This window comes from Mycobacterium sp. 1274761.0, from assembly GCF_001668615.1.
Lineage (GTDB): Bacteria > Actinomycetota > Actinomycetes > Mycobacteriales > Mycobacteriaceae > Mycobacterium.
The window spans coordinates 81,437-98,616 of sequence record NZ_LZMC01000112.1; the positions used below are offsets into that span (position 1 = coordinate 81,437).

The 17,180-nt window shown below is 67.3% G+C and carries 12 protein-coding genes; 9 read left to right on the forward strand and 3 right to left on the reverse strand.

All coding sequences use genetic code 11. The annotated features are described in order from the left end of the window. Window position 1 precedes the first annotated feature (1 nt). Complete coding sequence (locus A5651_RS24120) at window positions 2-5,197, reverse strand: type I polyketide synthase (RefSeq protein ID WP_066987200.1); 5,196 nt, start codon at window positions 5,195-5,197, stop codon at window positions 2-4. 172 nt (window positions 5,198-5,369) lie between these two features. Here A5651_RS24120 and trxA point away from each other — a divergent pair, with 172 nt between their 5' ends. The 4 genes from trxA to A5651_RS25110 all read left to right on the forward strand — a co-directional run bounded on the left by trxA (window position 5,370) and on the right by A5651_RS25110 (window position 8,522). Further along, entirely contained in the window at window positions 5,370-5,735 is a 366-nt protein-coding gene (trxA, locus tag A5651_RS24125) for a thioredoxin (RefSeq protein WP_066987203.1), read from the forward strand. 18 nt (window positions 5,736-5,753) lie between these two features. Continuing rightward, window positions 5,754-6,584, forward strand: coding sequence for an enoyl-CoA hydratase (locus A5651_RS24130; RefSeq protein ID WP_066987206.1), 831 nt, complete (start codon window positions 5,754-5,756; stop codon window positions 6,582-6,584). Window positions 6,585-6,599: 15 nt separating this feature from the next. Then, complete coding sequence (locus A5651_RS24135; protein WP_066987209.1) at window positions 6,600-8,237, forward strand: ABC-F family ATP-binding cassette domain-containing protein; 1,638 nt, start codon at window positions 6,600-6,602, stop codon at window positions 8,235-8,237. A 96-nt stretch (window positions 8,238-8,333) separates the two neighbouring features. After that, window positions 8,334-8,522, forward strand: a complete 189-nt coding sequence (locus tag A5651_RS25110) for a helix-turn-helix domain-containing protein (RefSeq protein WP_082943954.1) — start codon at window positions 8,334-8,336, stop codon at window positions 8,520-8,522. On the opposite strand, the gene A5651_RS24140 is transcribed toward A5651_RS25110, so the two are convergent. Then, window positions 8,523-9,086, reverse strand: coding sequence for a TetR/AcrR family transcriptional regulator (locus tag A5651_RS24140; RefSeq protein WP_066987212.1), 564 nt, complete (start codon window positions 9,084-9,086; stop codon window positions 8,523-8,525). Between the two features lie 32 nt (window positions 9,087-9,118). Then, window positions 9,119-11,917 (reverse strand): aconitate hydratase, encoded by a 2,799-nt coding sequence (locus A5651_RS24145; protein ID WP_066987214.1) that lies wholly within the window; start codon window positions 11,915-11,917, stop codon window positions 9,119-9,121. A 159-nt stretch (window positions 11,918-12,076) separates the two neighbouring features. Between A5651_RS24145 and A5651_RS24150 the strand changes: the two genes are divergently transcribed. From A5651_RS24150 to A5651_RS24170, 5 genes are all read left to right on the forward strand, one after another. Then, window positions 12,077-12,622: a DUF6676 family protein gene (locus A5651_RS24150; protein WP_369803999.1), complete on the forward strand. Its 546-nt coding sequence runs from the start codon at window positions 12,077-12,079 to the stop codon at window positions 12,620-12,622. Between the two features lie 204 nt (window positions 12,623-12,826). Beyond that, the gene (gene ripA, locus A5651_RS24155; RefSeq protein WP_066987217.1) at window positions 12,827-14,224 is read left to right on the forward strand and encodes an NlpC/P60 family peptidoglycan endopeptidase RipA; all 1,398 of its coding nucleotides are present in this window, start codon (window positions 12,827-12,829) and stop codon (window positions 14,222-14,224) included. Beyond that, window positions 14,224-14,952, forward strand: a complete 729-nt coding sequence (gene ripB / locus A5651_RS24160) for an NlpC/P60 family peptidoglycan endopeptidase RipB (RefSeq protein ID WP_082943952.1) — start codon at window positions 14,224-14,226, stop codon at window positions 14,950-14,952. Before ripA ends, ripB begins: the two co-directional genes overlap by 1 nt. A 136-nt stretch (window positions 14,953-15,088) precedes the next feature. Continuing rightward, window positions 15,089-16,210, forward strand: coding sequence for a MoxR family ATPase (locus tag A5651_RS24165; protein WP_066987219.1), 1,122 nt, complete (start codon window positions 15,089-15,091; stop codon window positions 16,208-16,210). After that, a complete protein-coding gene (locus A5651_RS24170; protein ID WP_066987222.1) occupies window positions 16,207-17,151 on the forward strand; it encodes a DUF58 domain-containing protein in 945 nt (314 codons plus the stop codon). The genes A5651_RS24165 and A5651_RS24170 overlap by 4 nt, the downstream gene beginning before the upstream one ends. The last annotated feature ends 29 nt before the right edge of the window (window positions 17,152-17,180 follow it).

Genomic DNA, 17,180 nt, shown 5'->3' on the forward strand with positions numbered 1-17,180 from the left:
ATCATCCGTCGATCTGCTGCGGCTCCCGCGACGACGCGAGCATGTCGGCGAGCCTGGCGGTGACCGCGGCCGCGGTGGGGTACTCCCACAACAGCGTCGGCGGCAAGGAGAGCCCGGTCTGCTTCTCGAGCTGACGCCGCAGCCGCACGGTCATGATCGAGTCGACGCCGAGCTCCACCAGTGGCAGGCCCGGGTCCACGTCCGCGCCGCTGACGCCGAGTTGCGTGGCGACCGCGTCGAGTACCTGCTGCGCCAACATGTCACGGTCCATGACCGCTGCGGTTTGCGTCTGCCAGCCGGGCTCATCGGCGTCGTCGGCCGGGGCCACGTCAGCGAGAATGGGCACCATGGCGGCGGCGGGATGCGGAGGCAGCACAACGACATTCGGGTCGTCGTCCTGCATGGCCAGATCGAGAGCGCGCATAGCGTCGTCGGCGGCCACCGTTCCCATGCCCAGCGCCTCCAGCTGTGCGGCGACGAACCCCGAATCTGACCCCATGCCGAGGCCGCGCCACGCGGTCCACGCGACGGCGGTGGTGCGGTCGCCGAGAGCGCGCCGATGGCGGGCCATCACATCGAGGAACGAGTTGGCGCACGCGTATGCACCCTGGCCCGGGAAGCCCGCCAGGTAGCCGCACGACGAGAACAGCACCATCCAGTCGAGCTGCTCCGGCGGAAAGATCCTGTGCAGGTTGAGGGTGCCGGCCACCTTGGGCCGCATCACTGCGGCAATGTCCTCGCCGGTCGTATTGATGAGCAGCGCACCGGCTTCCACGCCGGCGGCGTGAATCACTCCGCGCACCGGCGGCAGATGCCGCAGCACATCGTTGAGCCGCTCGACCGCGTCGTCGGCGGCGATGTCGATCGGCGCCACGTGCACCGAGACCCCGCGCTGTTCGAGCGCCGAGATCGCTACGACCGACTCGGCCCGCCGCTCGTCGTCCCACGCGGACCGCTCAGCTATGCCGGAGCGCGACAGCAGCACCAGCCGTCGCGCGCCGAGGTCGGCCAGGCGCTGCGCCATCCGCAGGCCGAGCACACCGGTTCCACCGGTGATCAGGTACGTGCCGCCAGGCGAACACGGCAACGACGGTGCCGCCGTGGCGGGATCCGTTGCGGCCAAGCGTGCTACATGCGGGACGCCGTCGCGGACAGCGACGACTCCATGCCCGTGTAGCGACCCGAGCACCGCGAGCGCAAAATGGCCGTCGTTCACATCGATCACGCCGCCCCACAACTGGGGGTGTTCGGCCGCCGCCACCCGCGTCAGCCCCCAGAGCGGCGCATGGGTGAGGTTTGAACCCTCGTAGACACCGCTGGTGCCGACCCACAGCCTGCCCTGGCTGCCGTGCTCCTGCATCTGCACCAGGGTGCGCAGCACAAGGTCAACCGATGTCTCCGGGGCGTCGTCGGCGCGCGGCAGCACAAGAACCACCGGGAAATGCCCGAGGTCGGTTGGTATCGGCCCGAGCTCGGCCGGATCCTCGACCGCAAGGTAGGGCACAGCGGCTGACGCCAGATCCGTTACCGCGCCACCCAACCCGTCGGCATCGCCGCCGACGATGACGACCCCGCTGGGCCGTTGATCGCTGTCGACTTCCACCGGATGCCAGGCCACGCGGTGCACCATGCGACGGATGTCGTTGATCATCGATCCGCGGTCGGAGGCTTCCAGCTCTTCGAACGTCATCCCCGTCATCGACAGCAGCAAAACGCCGTTCAGGTCGGCGATGGCCACGTCGGTCGTGGTGGTGTCCGGCCTGCGCCGCACGTGCACGATCGCCTCCGCGGGAGGTGCGCCGTGGACGTAGAGCCGCTCGATGCGGGCGGGCATGCGGAGACGGGAATCAAATACGGTGCTGGCCGTCGAGGTCGCCGCGTCCATGAGCGAGGCCCAGGAAGTCGTCTCCGAGCGATCGAGTGGTGCCGCGACCGTCGCGAGCAGTTCGTCGTCGGCGCGCCGGAGATCAGTGATCTCCCAATCGAATCCCATCGCCGCGACACCGAGCTCGGATAACGCGTCGACGATATGTCGGGGCGGAAGCTGTTCGCTGCAGCGTGACCGGGTGGTGTCGAGGTCGAGGCGGGTCTGCATCAGCTCGCCGATGTCGTCGGCGACGGTGACCAGTGCGCTGCTGTGAGTCAGCCAACCGCTGTCCTGCCCCGCGTCGGATTCGACCAGGCGCGTCGACAGCGTCAGCTCACGGTTGTGCCGTACGACCTGAAGCTCACGCGGGCGCCCCGGCGGCACGGGAGTGCGCAGGCGCACATTCGCCAATCCCACGCCGGTGCATTGGGAAGACGGACCGTGTTCACCACCGTGGGCGGCCGCGAGGAAGGTATTCAAAAGGACTGCGGCCGGGACGATCTCCGTACCCTGCACGGGATGATCGCCCGGGTACGGCCGCGTGCCCATGTGCAACCGGGTTTCCCAGAGCCACGTCTCCGCGGAGCCGGTGACCGCGGTGCGCCCGCCCAGCAGCGTGTGCGCGGCGGGATCGTGCAGGTGGCGGCCGCTCGGCGGCGGTGTCGTCTCGCGCCAGAACCGGCGATGCTCCCACTGCGTGCCGGGCAGGTCGGCTGCCCACGGCTGCGCGGCGGTGACGCCATGCGCGTAGTCGGCGCCGTGGCACCACAGCGACGCGACCGCAAGCGCCAGCGAGTGCCGTTGGGGCTTGTCGCGGCGCAGCGCCGGAACCACAGCGTGCTCGTCGAACCCGTTGTGCAGCAACGTTTCCACGAGCGAGTGGGACACCACCGGGTGGGCCGACACTTCGAGGTAGAGCCGATGGCCGTCTTCGGCCGCGGCGGTGACCGCCTCGGCGAACCGTACCCGGCCGCGCAGATTCGCCACCCAGTAGTCGGAATCGCGAGGCGCGACGGAGCGCGGGTCGGCCAGCGCGGTGGTGTACAACGGCACAGCCGGCGGCCGAGCCGGCGGCAACGCTGCGGTCAGCCGCCCAAGCTCACCGGTCAGTGCGTCCATTGCGGGGCTGTGGAAGGCCACGTCGGTGTTGACCCGGCGCACTTCGACGCCCTGGTCGGCCCACGCGGCGGTGACCGTTTCGACCGCTGCGGTGAGGCCCGAGACGACCGTCGACCCCGGCGACGCGCTGATCGCCGCCACCACGTCGGTCCGCCCGGCCAGCTTTTGGTTGGCCACGTCGAACGGAAGACCTACCAGCGCCATCGCGCCCTCACCTGCCACCGATCGGAAGCCTCTGGCGCGGTAGCACGCGACGGCGGCACCGTGGCGAAGGTCGAACACGCCTGCGGCGACGCACGCCGCCACCTCACCGACGGAGTGGCCGATGACGGCCGCCGGCGTGATGCCGCGGTCGCGCAGCACGGCGGCCAGACCGGCTTGCATGGCGAAGGTCAGTGCCTGCACGCGGTCGGTGCCACCGAGCTCTCCGGTCGAAAGCGCTTCGCGTGCAGAGAATCCCAATTCGGCATGGAAAACCGTGTCGACCTCGTCGATGACGCGCGCGAACACCGGTTCGGTCTCGATGAGCTCACCACCCATCCCCGGCCAGTGCGAGCCGTGCCCCGAGAACACCCATACCGGGTTTTCCGGGCCGCCGGCTGGGATAGCACCGGTGACGACGTTGCCGGCGGTTTCGCCCCGGGCCAGCGCGTCCAGACCAGCCGTCAGTTCATGCGGCGCGGCGGCGACGACCGCGGCCCGCACCGGTTCGTGTCCGCGGCGCGTCCACATCGTTGCGGCCACGTCGGCGACGGCGCTCTGGCTCGACCTGAGCCGGTCGGCGAGGGCGTCGGCCTGCCGGGCGAGCCGTGACCAGGACTTCACCGACAGCGGCACGACGATGCGGTCCGCCGCTGCGGCGACTATGCGCGCCGGGGCCGGGGGAGCCTCCTCGAGAAGGACATGGGCGATGGTCCCGCCGTAGCCGTAGCTGCACACCGCCGCGCGGCGGGGTTCGTCTGCGCGGGCCCACTTCTCGACCTCGGTGGGCACGCGCAACCCGCTGGCGGCCCAGTCGACGGCGGGGCTGAGGCTCCGCAGGCCCGCGGTCGGCGGGATCGCTTCGTGGTGGAGGGCCAAGACCGTCTTGATCAGCCCGATGACGCCCGCCCCGCCCTCGAGATGACCGACGTTGGGTTTCACCGATCCGATGCGGCACCGATCGTCGTCGGCTCGGCCGTGGCCGTAGACGGCGGCCAGCGCCGAGACCTCGACCGGGTCGCCGGCGGGTGTCCCGGTGCCGTGCGCTTCCACATACCCGACGGATTCAGGTGCGACACCGGAGGTTTCGCAAGCCCGGCGGAACAGGTCGGCCTGCGCCTCGCCGTTGGGCGACATGATGCCGATGGTGCGGCCGTCCTGCGCGACGGCGCCCCCGCGGATCACCGCCAACACGCGGTCGCCATCCCCCTGCGCATCGGAAAGCCGTTTGAGCACAACGACTCCCACGCCTTCACCGCGACCGTATCCGTCGGCTGACGCGTCGAAGGTCTTGCACCTGCCGTCGGGCGCCGTGGCGCCCGCCTCGTCGAGCACGCGGGTCAGCCCGGGGCCGATGAGCGCGCTGACGCCGCCGGCCAACGCGAGCGACGTCTCGCCGGCGCGCAGCATCTGACAACCCTGATGGATCGCGACCAGCGACGCGGCGCACGCCGCATCCAGCGCCACGCTGGGCCCGCGCAGGTCGAGCAGGTGGGAAACACGGTTGGCGATGCCGCACAACGACGTACCAATGCCGGTCCACGCCTCGATGCCGGGCAGGTCCTCCATGATCAGCTTGCCGTAGTCGTCGGAGTTGACGCCCATGAGCACCGCCACATCACTGCCCGCCAACGACCGGGCAGGTATCCCCGCGTGTTCGAGGGCTTCCCAGCTGACCTCCAGCGCCAGCCGCTGTTGGGGGTCCATCAGCTCGGCTTCCCTCGGAGAGACGCCGAAGAAGTCGGCGTCGAAACCGGCGAGGTCGTCGAGAAACGTGCCCAACCGCGTGACCTCGCGCAGCACGGCGGCGTTGCGCGGATCCCTCTGCAGGTACGGCTCCCACCGTTCGGCGGGAACTTCCCGGACGTCGCTGCGGCCCTCGACGAGAAAGGTCCAGAAATCGGCGGGGGTACTGATGCTGCCGGCGACGCGGCAGCCGAGACCCACAACGGCGATCGGCTCAGCGAAGTCTGGATAGGCTTGCCTAACCTGGCGCGTCATGCGAAACATATTGACACAAGCGGCCACGCTGCGGCGGTCCCGCATTCGGCGGCGACGTCGGGGTGAGGAACCTCACGGGCCGGCTTGCGGTGCGGGATGATGGAGTCGTACCGCGCTACGGGCTCTGCCGCCCGCCCACTCCAGTGGGAACACCCGCCGAAAGCCCAGCGTTAGGAGAACCGTGACCACCCGAGACATCACCGCAGCCGAGTTCAACGACACCATCAACGGCAACGACATCGTGTTGGTGGATTTCTGGGCGTCATGGTGCGGTCCGTGTCGCGCCTTCGCCCCGACCTTCGCCAAGTCCGCCGAGAAGCACCCCGACGTGGTGCATGCCAAGGTCGATACCGAGGCCGAGCAGCAGCTCGCCGCAGCCGCCGATATCCGCTCGATCCCAACGCTGATGGCGTTCAAGAAGGGCAAGCTGGTGTTCAACGAGGCCGGAGCACTGCCTCCGGCCGCCCTCGAGGACCTGGTTCAGCAGATAAAGGCGTTCGATATCGACGCCGCGATCGCTGCCCAGGGCGACGGCGAACAGGCCTAAGGGTGTGCACGCGATAGCGTGCACTGCGTGAGCGAGCAGAACAACTTCGTCCTCGTCGACCGTCCGCGCCCGAACGTGGCGCTGGTGACGCTCAATCGCCCGGAGCGGATGAACTCCATGGCGTTCGACGTCATGGTTCCGCTCAAGGCCGTGCTCGACGAGCTCACCTACGACAACTCGGTGCGGGCGGTCGTGCTCACGGGAGCGGGCCGCGGGTTTTCGTCGGGCGCCGACCATAAGTCTGCGGGCTCGGTGCCCCACATCGACGGGCTGACCCGGCCGACCTTCGCGCTTCGATCAATGCAGGTGCTCGACGACGTCATCCTCGGATTGCGCAAGATGCACCAGCCGGTGATCGCGGCCGTCAACGGTGCGGCCATCGGCGGCGGGCTGTGCCTGGCGCTGGCCGCCGACATCCGGGTGGCGGGGGCGGGTGCTTACTTCCGCGCGGCGGGGATCAACAACGGGCTCACCGCCAGCGAGCTCGGCCTGAGCTATCTGCTGCCGAAGGCCATCGGCACGTCGCGGGCGTTTGAGCTGATGCTGACCGGCCGTGACGTCGACGCCGAGGAGGCCGAGCGCATCGGGCTGGTGTCGCGCAGCGTGCCCGACGAGGAGCTGCTCGACACGTGCTACGAGATGGCCGAGCGGATCGCGGGGTTCTCGCGGCCGGGAATCGAGTTGACCAAGCGCACACTGTGGACTGGACTGGACGCCGCTAGCCTGGAGGGACACATGCAGGCCGAGGGCCTCGGCCAGCTCTTCGTGCGCCTCCTCACCGCCAACTTCGAAGAAGCGGTGGCCGCGCGCGCGGACAAGCGGGCCCCCGTCTTTACCGACGACAAGTAACTAGGAGACAGCAGCGTGATCACCGCAACGGACCTCGAGGTCCGCGCAGGCGCGCGCACGCTGCTGTCCGCAGATGGAACCGCACTGCGGGTGCAGCCCGGCGACCGCATCGGGCTGGTCGGGCGAAACGGAGCGGGCAAGACCACCACCATGCGCATCCTGGCCGGCGAAGGTGAGCCGTATGCGGGCACCATCGCGCGCACCGGTGAAATCGGTTATCTGCCACAGGATCCCAGGGAAGGCAATCTCGACACGCTGGCTCGCGACCGGGTCTTGTCGGCCCGCGGACTCGATACTCTGCTGGCCGATCTCGAGAAGCAGCAGGCGTTGATGGCCGAGGTGGCCGACGACGCCGCCCGCGATCGTGCGGTGCGACGCTACGGTCAGCTCGAGGAGCGGTTCGCCGCGCTCGGCGGGTACAGCGCCGAAAGCGAAGCCGGCCGGATCTGCGCAAGCCTCGGCCTGCCCGATCGGATCCTCACCCAACCCCTGCGCACGCTGTCCGGCGGTCAGCGTCGTCGCGTCGAACTCGCGCGCATCCTGTTCGCCGCAAGCGAAGGAGCCGGCGCCGGGTCCAATTCCACGACGACGCTTCTGCTCGACGAGCCGACCAACCACCTCGACGCCGACTCGATCGGCTGGTTGCGCGATTTCCTGCACAACCATGCCGGCGGGCTCGTCGTGATCAGCCACAACGTTGAGCTGCTGGCCGATGTGGTGAACCGCGTGTGGTTCCTCGACGCGGTGCGCGGCGAGGTCGACGTCTACAACATGACGTGGCAGAAATACCTCGACGCGCGCGCGACCGACGAACAGCGCCGCCGCCGCGAGCGTGCCAACGCCGAACGCAAGGCCACTGCGTTGCGCAACCAGGCCGCCAAGATGGGCGCCAAGGCTACCAAAGCCGTTGCCGCACAAAACATGTTGCGCCGCGCCGACCGCATGATGGCCGCGCTCGACGAGGAGCGGGTGGCCGACAAGGTCGCGCGGATCAAGTTCCCGAGCCCCGCGCCGTGCGGCCGTACCCCGCTGGTGGCCAAGGACCTGACCAAGACCTACGGCTCGCTGGAGGTCTTCACCGGCCTTGACCTGGCCATCGATCGCGGCTCCCGGGTGGTGGTGCTGGGCCTCAACGGCGCGGGAAAGACGACGCTGCTTCGCCTGCTCGCTGGGGTGGAAACGTCCGACACCGGTGGTTTGGAGCCGGGCCACGGGCTCAAGATCGGCTATTTCGCGCAGGAGCACGACACGCTCGACGACCTCGCCACCGTGTGGGAAAACATCCGTCACGCCGCTCCCGATACGGGGGAGCAGGAGCTGCGAGGCCTGTTGGGCGCCTTCATGTTCAGCGGTCCGCAGCTGGATCAGCCCGCGGGCACGCTATCCGGCGGCGAGAAGACCAGGCTTGCCCTTGCCGGTCTGGTGGCGTCGACGGCAAACGTGCTGCTGCTCGACGAGCCCACCAACAACCTCGATCCGGCATCGCGCGAGCAGGTGCTTGATGCGCTTCGCAGCTACCAAGGCGCGGTGGTGCTCGTGACCCACGATCCCGGTGCCGCAGAAGCTCTGGATCCGCAGCGGGTGCTGCTGCTACCCGACGGCACCGAAGACTTCTGGTCGCAGGATTACGCCGAACTCATCGAGTTGGCCTGACGCGGCTCCCCGCCGCGTTTCACGAATATCTCGTACCCGGGGTTTCGGGTCTCTTACGCTGGGTACTAGTCGGGGCATCACAGTGGGGAGGTGTCGATGAAGAAACCGAATAAATCTCGCGAGCAGTTGCTGCAAGAGTTGCGGCAGGCGTACGAGGGGGGTGCGAGCATTCGGTCGCTGGTGGCCACAACGGGACGCTCGTACGGGTCGATACATAGCATGCTGCGCGAGTCCGGCACCACAATGCGAAGCCGCGGTGGGCCGAACCACCGCACCCGCCGCTAGCTATTGCTGGCGCACTGATGATTCGACGAGGTCGAGTACGGCGCTGAGCTTTTCGGGGTCATCGCCGGAAGCGAGCCGCGCGACCAGACCGTCGAGCACCAAGTCCAAATACATGTGCAGGACGTCGCCGGGCACGTCGTCGCGGAGGCGGCCGGCTTGCTTCTGCCTGCGCAGTCGATCGGTGGTCGCCGCCGACAATTCGGCCGAGCGTTCCGACCATCCTTTGTTGAAAACGGGATCGTTGCGGAGCTTGCGCGCGATCTCCAGACGGGTGGCCAGCCAGTCGAATTGCTCGGGGGCGGCGAGCATGTCGCGCATGACCTGTATCAGGCCTTCGCGCGACGCGACATCCGCCATTCGCTCCGCGTCCTCGTGCGCCAATTCGAAGAACAGCGTGTCCTTGTCGCGAAAATGGTGGAAGATCGCGCCGCGCGAGAGCCCTATCGTCTGCTCGAGCCTGCGTACAGTGGCCTTGTCGTAGCCGTACTCGGCAAAGCATCGCCGGGCACCGTCGAGGATCTGACGGCGGCGGGCAGCCAGATGGTCGTCGGTTACCCGGGGCAACTGAGAACCCCTCTCCTCGCGAGCGCCGCTTCCTACGACTTGAGCATGTTGCGCAGCACGTACTGCAGGATGCCGCCGTTGCGGTAGTAATCCGCCTCGCCCGGGGTGTCGATGCGGACCACGGCGTCGAACTCGATCGGATCCCCACTGTCCTTGCTCGCCTCGACGTGCACTGTCTTCGGCGTCTTACCCTCGTTGAGCTCCTCGATGCCGGTGATGTCGAAGGTCTCGGTGCCGTCGAGGCCCAGCGACCCGGCCGACTCACCCTCGGGGAACTGCAGCGGAATGACGCCCATGCCGATCAGGTTGGAGCGGTGGATGCGCTCGAATGATTCGGCGATGACCGCGCGCACACCGAGCAGCCTGGTGCCTTTGGCCGCCCAGTCGCGTGACGAGCCCGATCCGTACTCCTTGCCGCCCAACACGACCAGCGGAATGTCCTGCTCCGCATAGTTCTGCGCGGCGTCGTAGATGAACGCCTGCTCGCCGCCGTTCGTGAAATCGCGGGTGTAGCCGCCCGACACATCATCGAGCAGCTGGTTTTTGAGGCGGATGTTGGCGAATGTGCCGCGGATCATGACCTCGTGGTTGCCGCGACGGGAGCCGTAGGAGTTGTAGTCCTTCTTCTCGACTCCGTGCTCATCGAGGTACTGCGCGGCCGGCGTGCCCGGCTTGATGCTGCCCGCAGGCGAGATGTGGTCGGTGGTGACCGAGTCGCCCAGCAGCGCCAGCACCCTGGCGCCCTTGATGTCGCTGACCGGCTCCGGCTCAGCGGGCATGCCGTCGAAGTACGGCGGCTTGCGCACATACGTCGAGTTGTCGTCCCACTCGAAGGTGTTTCCGCTGGGGGTCGGCAGGTTGCGCCACCGCTCGTCGCCTTTGAACACGTCGGCGTAGTTCTTGGTGAACATCTCGGTGTTGATCGCCGAGGAGATAGTGTCGCTGATGTCCTTCTGCGACGGCCAGATGTCTTTGAGAAACACCTCATTACCCTCGGTGTCCTTGCCGAGCGGCTCGTTGTCGAAGTCGAAGTCCATCGTGCCCGCCAGCGCGTAAGCGATCACCAGCGGCGGCGACGCCAGGTAGTTCATCTTCACGTCCGGGTTGATTCGGCCCTCGAAGTTGCGGTTGCCCGACAGCACCGCCGTCACCGACAGGTCGGCGTCGTTGACCGCCTTGGAGATCTCGTCGGGCAGGGGCCCGGAGTTGCCGATGCACGTGGTGCAGCCGTAGCCGACCAGGTAGAAGCCGAGCTTCTCCAAATATGGCCAAAGGCCGGCCTTTTCGTAGTAATCGGTGACCACCTGCGAGCCCGGCGCCATGGTGGTCTTCACCCATGGCTTGGTTGTCAGCCCCTTGTCCACCGCGTTCTTGGCCAGCAGCGCCGCACCGAGCATGACCTCGGGGTTGGAGGTGTTGGTGCACGACGTGATCGCCGCGATCACCACCGCGCCGTGGTCGAGGATGAACTCGCCGAGCTCGTCGGACTTGACCTCGACCGGGTTCGTCGGCCTGCCGTCGGACCCCACCGCTGCCGAGGGCACCACCGCGTCGTCGTCGGCGAAGGCAAGGTTCGACGCCGGATCACTCGCCGGGAATGTCTCCTCGACGGCCTCGTCCAGCTTGGAATGCGCGGGGGAGTCGCCGTTCTCGACGTAGTTGTGGATGTCCTTGCGGAACGCCGACTTCGCATCGGACAGCGCGATGCGGTCTTGCGGACGCTTCGGGCCGGCGATGGAGGCGACCACGTCGCCGAGGTCCAGCTCGATATACTCGGAATATTTCGCCTCGCGCTTCGGGTCGTGCCACATGCCCTGCTCTTTGGCGTAGGCCTCCACCAGGGCCAACTGCTCCTCGCTGCGGCCCGTCATCTTCAGGTACTCGATCGTGACTTCGTCGATCGGAAAAATGGCTGCGGTGGAACCGAATTCGGGGCTCATGTTGCCCAGCGTCGCGCGGTTGGCCAGCGGTACCTCGGCCACACCCTCACCGTAGAACTCGACGAACTTGCCGACCACGCCATGCTTGCGCAGCATCTCGGTGACGGTAAGTACGACGTCGGTGGCGGTGACACCGGGCTTACGCTCGCCGGTCAGCTTGAAGCCGACGACGCGGGGGATCAGCATGGACACCGGCTGACCCAGCATGGCCGCCTCGGCCTCGATACCGCCGACGCCCCAGCCCAACACGCCTAGGCCGTTTTCCATCGTCGTGTGCGAGTCGGTGCCCACGCATGTGTCGGGGTAGGCGACGCCGTCGCGCTCCCACACCACGCGGGCGAGGTACTCGATGTTGACCTGGTGCACGATGCCGGTGCCGGGCGGCACCACCTTGAAGTCATTGAATGCGCCCTGGCCCCAGCGCAGGAATTGATAGCGCTCGCCGTTGCGCTCGTATTCGATCTCGACGTTGCGCTCGAAGGCGTTCTCGGTGCCGAACAGGTCGGCGATCACCGAGTGGTCGATCACCAGATCGGCCGGCGCCAGCGGGTTGACCTTGTCGGGGTCTCCGCCGAGGTCGCCGACCGCTTCGCGCATGGTGGCCAGGTCGACGATGCAGGGCACACCCGTGAAGTCCTGCATGATGACGCGGGCAGGGGTGAACTGGATCTCCACGCTCGGGTCGGCGTCGGCGTCCCAGTTCGCGATCGCTTCGATGTGCTCCTTCGTGATGTTCGTGCCGTCCTCCGTACGAAGGAGGTTCTCGGCGAGCACCTTGAGGCTGTAGGGGAGTTTCTCAGTGCCCTTCACCGCGTCCAGGCGGTAGATCTCGTAGCTCTTGTCCCCGACCTTGAGGGTGTCGTGGGCTCCAAACGAATCCTTGCTGCTCACATCAACTCCCGGCTATTTTCTCGCCGCGACGGGCTGTCGTCGTCGGCTCATCCAATCTAACAGTACGCTTGTCCTGTAAGGCAAGCCCGGTGGCTGCAGTCTCGTCTTCGCGGGTGCGTGGCGCCGCGTCCTGTGACCGGCGTCGCGTACGGTTCTCCTGTGACCGGTGTCATTTCGCTCCTCACGTCCGCGGGCCCGCACGTGATTCCGTTCCTTCCGTCGTATATCCCGCCCGACGTCGATATGAACCAAGTTCTTGCCGATGTCCGCGACGACGGGGTGAGTGTTCCGGCCGCCAACGCGAAAGCCGTACCCGAACTGCGTCAGGTAGTGGCCGACGCCCGCGAGCACGGCATCGACCTCAAGATTGTGGTCATCGCCAACAACCCGCCGATCGACACTCCGCTGCGGGATATCGCGACCGAAGTGGGGCAGGCGAACCCAGGTTCCACCGTGCTGGCGATGAGCCCGTCGTGGGCGGGCACCTACAGCACGAAATTCGATCGCGTGACATTAGAGGCCGGTCAAGATATCGCCAAGAACGGCGATCCCGTGCAGTCGTCGAAGAATTTCGTCAGCGAGTTGACGACGCCGCACTTTCCGTGGGCGACGTTCTCTATTGCGCTCACTCTTCTGGTACTGCTGGCGGCCGTCGCGACCCGGTTTCTGCAGGTGAGGGCGAAGCGCAGCGCGCCAGAGGCATAGGCGAAAGTCTCCGAATAAGCCGCGCATAACGGCGGGCAGAACGGCCAGCCGAATTCGAATATCACCATTTGGTCACGCTCGGTCTAATTACAGATATGTAGTTCGTGACTAAAGTTTCCTTAGCGTCAGTTGTGACGTACGGTGCAGAAGTACCTACTGGTGTAAGTGTGGTTCGTGTTACTTCTGCGAGGAGACTTCAGTCGAATGAGACGCACCCCTCGCGCCTTCGCGATTCCGGTGGCCGTCGGCGTGTTGCTGGGAACTGCGATCCCGACGACCTCGGGGATCGCCGGCGCAGAGCCGGTGAGCCCGGACTCCGTCGGTTCGCTCGTCGCCGCGATCGCCAACGTCAACCAAAAGCTGCAGGACCTCGGCGCGTCGGTGCAGGCTCAGCAGGAGAGCGTCAACAAGGCCATCGTCGAGGTGCAGAACGCGCGTGACAACGCCGCGGCCGCACAACAGGAGGTCGACGCGAGCGCGCGCGCGGTTCATGACGCGGACGCCGCGATCACCGCGGCGCAGAAGCGGTTCGACACCTTCGCGGCGTCGACATATGTCAACGGCCCGTCGAGCTCGTATCTGACGGCGGCCGACCCTGCCGACATGATCGACACCGCCTCCGCCGGCCAGACGCTGGCCGCCAGCGCACAGCAGGTCGTCGCCGATCTGCAGCGTGCGCGCACCGAGCAGGTCAACAAGGAGTCCGCGGCGAGGCTGGCCAAGCAGAAGGCCGATCAGGCCGCCGTCGACGCCCAGTCCAGCCAGGACGCCGCGGTGGAGGCGCTGAAGTCGGCTCAGCAGACGTTCAAGGACCAGCAGGGTCAGCTCAGCGAGCTGACTGCGCAGCGCAACGCCGCCCAGGCCAAGCTCGCCGAGGCCCGCACCTGGTCGGCGTCAGCCAGTTCTCAGCCGAAACCGGCTGCCCCACAAGCGAACTCGTCGAGCAACTGGGACCGTGTGCCGGGAGCGCCTGCGCCTGCGGGGGCCAACTGGGACACCAGCCTGTGGGACCCCACCCTGCCCGCCATCCCCAGCGCGTTCGTCAGCGGCGATCCGATCGCGATCATCAACACAGTGCTCGGCATCTCGTCGACGTCGGCGCAATACACCGCCGACATGGGCCGCAATTTCCTGCGCAAGATGGGCATTCTGCCCACGCCGAGCGGTTACACCAACGGCGCCATCCCGCGTGTCTACGGTAGACAGGCCTCCGAGTACGTGATTCAGCGTGCGATGTCCCAAATCGGTGTGCCGTACTCGTGGGGCGGGGGAAACGCCGCCGGGAAGAGCGTTGGTATCGACTCTGGTTCCAACACGGTCGGTTTCGACTGTTCGGGTCTCATCCTGTACGCCTTCGCCGGGGTGGGCATCAAACTGCCGCACTACTCGGGCGCCCAGTACGACATGGGCCGCAAGATCCCGTCATCGCAGATGCGCCGCGGTGACGTGATCTTCTATGGCCCCGGCGGCAGTCAGCACGTGACGCTGTATCTCGGCAACGGCCAGATGCTGGAGGCGCCGTACACCGGTTCACACGTGAAGGTTTCGCCCGTGCGAACCAGCGGCATGACGCCTTACGTCGTCCGGTACATCGAGTTCTGATGCGAGTGGTTTCCTTGAAATTGTTGCGCCACAACCGAATCAACTACACCCGGATTGTCCTGCCGGTCCTCGCCGCGGTGGTGACCGCCCTGGGCCTTTCGCTGCCCGCCGCGGCCGCACCGGACGACGGGCAGTGGGATCCGACGCTGCCGAAGGTCTTCAGCGCGGGGGCTCCCGGCGATCCGGTGGCCATCGCGAACGCCTCGTTCGAAGTGAGCCAGCTCGCTCTCACCACCACCCAAAACCTCGGACAGCAGTTCCTTCAGAGCATCGGGCTGGGCGGCAACAAGAGCCAGGGCGCCATGCCCGGGGGCCGGGTCCGTGGGCCGCAAGCGATCGAGTACGCGATTCGTCGCGGCGGATCGCAGATGGGAGTGCCGTATTCATGGGGAGGCGGCACTCTCACCGGCCCCGGACCCGGTGTCGACGGTGACGAGGGCAAGATCGGCTTCGACTGTTCGGGGTTGACCCGCTACATGTTCGCCGGCGTCGGTGTGCCGATCCCGAGGTTCTCCGGCGACCAGTACAAGACAGGTCGCCAGGTGCCGGTGGCTCAGGCCAAGCGCGGGGACCTCATCTTCTGGGGCCCTGGCGGAAGCCAGCACGTCGCGATGTACCTCGGCAACGGCCGGATGCTCGAGGCGTCGGGCAGCGCGGGCAAGGTGACGGTCAGCCCCGTGCGGACCGCCGGATTGCAGCCGTTCGCCGCGCGGATTATCGAATCCTGAGACAGCCCTGAGGGGACACTGAACTGTCCCGGGCCACGTCGACGGATTTCGTAGTGCCTGGAATAGTTGACGGCGGGCACCCGGCCCGCGGCGCACGACCTGCGTCTTTACTTCAGAACAACCAAGAGGATCGTCGATGACGTCAGCAGGTGGGCCGCAAGGCCCGGCGCAGGGTTACCCCCCTAACACTCACGCTGCTTCGCCGCCGCCCGCGAACTCCGGTGGCCTGCAAGGCGAGGTGCACACGCTGGAACGCGCCATCTTCGAGGTCAAGCGCATCATCGTTGGCCAGGACCAACTGGTGGAGCGCATGCTCGTCGGCCTGCTGGCGAAAGGACACGTGCTGCTGGAAGGCGTGCCGGGTGTGGCCAAGACGCTGGCCGTGGAAACCTTTGCCAAGGTGGTCGGCGGCACGTTCGCCCGTATCCAGTTCACCCCCGACCTGGTGCCCACCGACATCATCGGTACCCGGATCTACCGACAGGGCAAGGAGGAGTTCGACATCGAGCTCGGCCCGGTCGTGGTCAACTTTCTGCTCGCGGACGAGATCAACCGAGCGCCGGCCAAGGTGCAATCCGCGCTGCTGGAGGTCATGGCCGAGCGCAAGATCTCCATCGGCGGCAAGACCTTCCCGCTACCCGCGCCGTTCCTGGTGATGGCGACCCAGAACCCGATCGAGCAGGAAGGCGTCTATGCGCTGCCGGAGGCGCAGCGCGACCGCTTCCTGTTCAAGCTCAACATCGACTACCCCTCGCCAGAGGAAGAGCGCGAGATCATCTACCGGATGGGCGTCAAGCCGCCGGAGCCCAAGCAGGTGCTCGCCCCCGGCGACCTGCTGCGCTTGCAGGACGTGGCGGCGAACACGTTCGTCCACCACGCACTCGTCGACTACGTCGTGCGGGTCGTCACCGCCACCCGCACCCCGGAGAAGTTCGGCATGCCCGACGCCAGGGCGTGGATCGCCTACGGCGCCTCGCCCCGCGCGTCGCTCGGCATCATCGCCGCTGCCCGGGCACTGGCCCTGGTGCGGGGGCGTGACTACGTCGTACCGCAGGACGTCGTCGAGGTAATCCCCGACGTGCTGCGCCACCGCCTAGTGCTGACCTATGACGCGCTCGCCGACGAGATCTCCGCAGAGACGGTGATCAACCGCATCCTGCAGACCGTGGCGCTGCCGCAAGTGAATGCCATTCCGCAGCAAGGTCATTCGGTGCCGCCCGTCGTGCCCGCCGCAGCGGGGGCGGCCAGCGGTCGGTGACCACCTCAGGACGCAACGTCGATCTGCCGTCGCTGAAGCGAGGGGAGATCCGTGACCCTGCCCTGACGGCGGCGCTGCGCAAGCTGGAACTGACCGTGCGCCGCAAGCTCGACGGCGTGCTGCACGGCGACCACCTCGGCCTGCTGCCCGGCCCGGGATCCGAGCCGGGGGAGTCGCGGCTGTACCAGCCCGGTGACGACGTGCGCCGGATGGACTGGTCGGTCACCGCGCGCACCACGCACCCGCACGTCCGCCAGATGATCGCGGACCGGGAACTCGAGACCTGGCTGGTGGTCGACATGTCGGCCAGCCTCGACTTCGGCACCACCGGCTGTGAAAAGCGTGATCTCGCGGTCGCGGCGGCCGCGGCCATAACGTTCCTCAACAGCGGCGGGGGTAACCGTATCGGCGCGATCATCGCCAACGGCGACTCGATGCGGCGGGTACCCGCGCTGTCGGGCCGCATGCACGAACAGGAGATGCTGCGCACCATCGCGACCATGCCCAAGGCGCCGCCCGGCGTGCGGGGCAACCTGGCCGCCGCGATCGATGCGTTGCGGCGGCCCGAACGACGCCGGGGGATGGCGGTGATCATCAGCGACTTCCTCGGCCCGATCAACTGGATGCGTCCGCTGCGCGCCATCGCCGGTCGGCACGAGGTACTCGGCATCGAGGTCATCGATCCGCGCGACGTCGAACTGCCGCCCGTCGGCGATGTGATCCTGCAGGACACCGAATCCGGCGTCACGCGCGAGTTCACCATCGACGAACAACTGCGTTCGGACTTCGAGAAGGCCGCGGCCGCGCATCGGGAAGAGGTGGCCCGCACTCTGCGCCGCTGTGACGCGCCGCTGCTGACGCTACGCACCGACCGGGACTGGATCGCCGACGTGGTCCGGTTCGTTGCCCAGCGCCGGCGGGGAGCGTTGGCGGGCCGATGAGTGCTTGCGCGAAGAGAAGATTGCTCAGC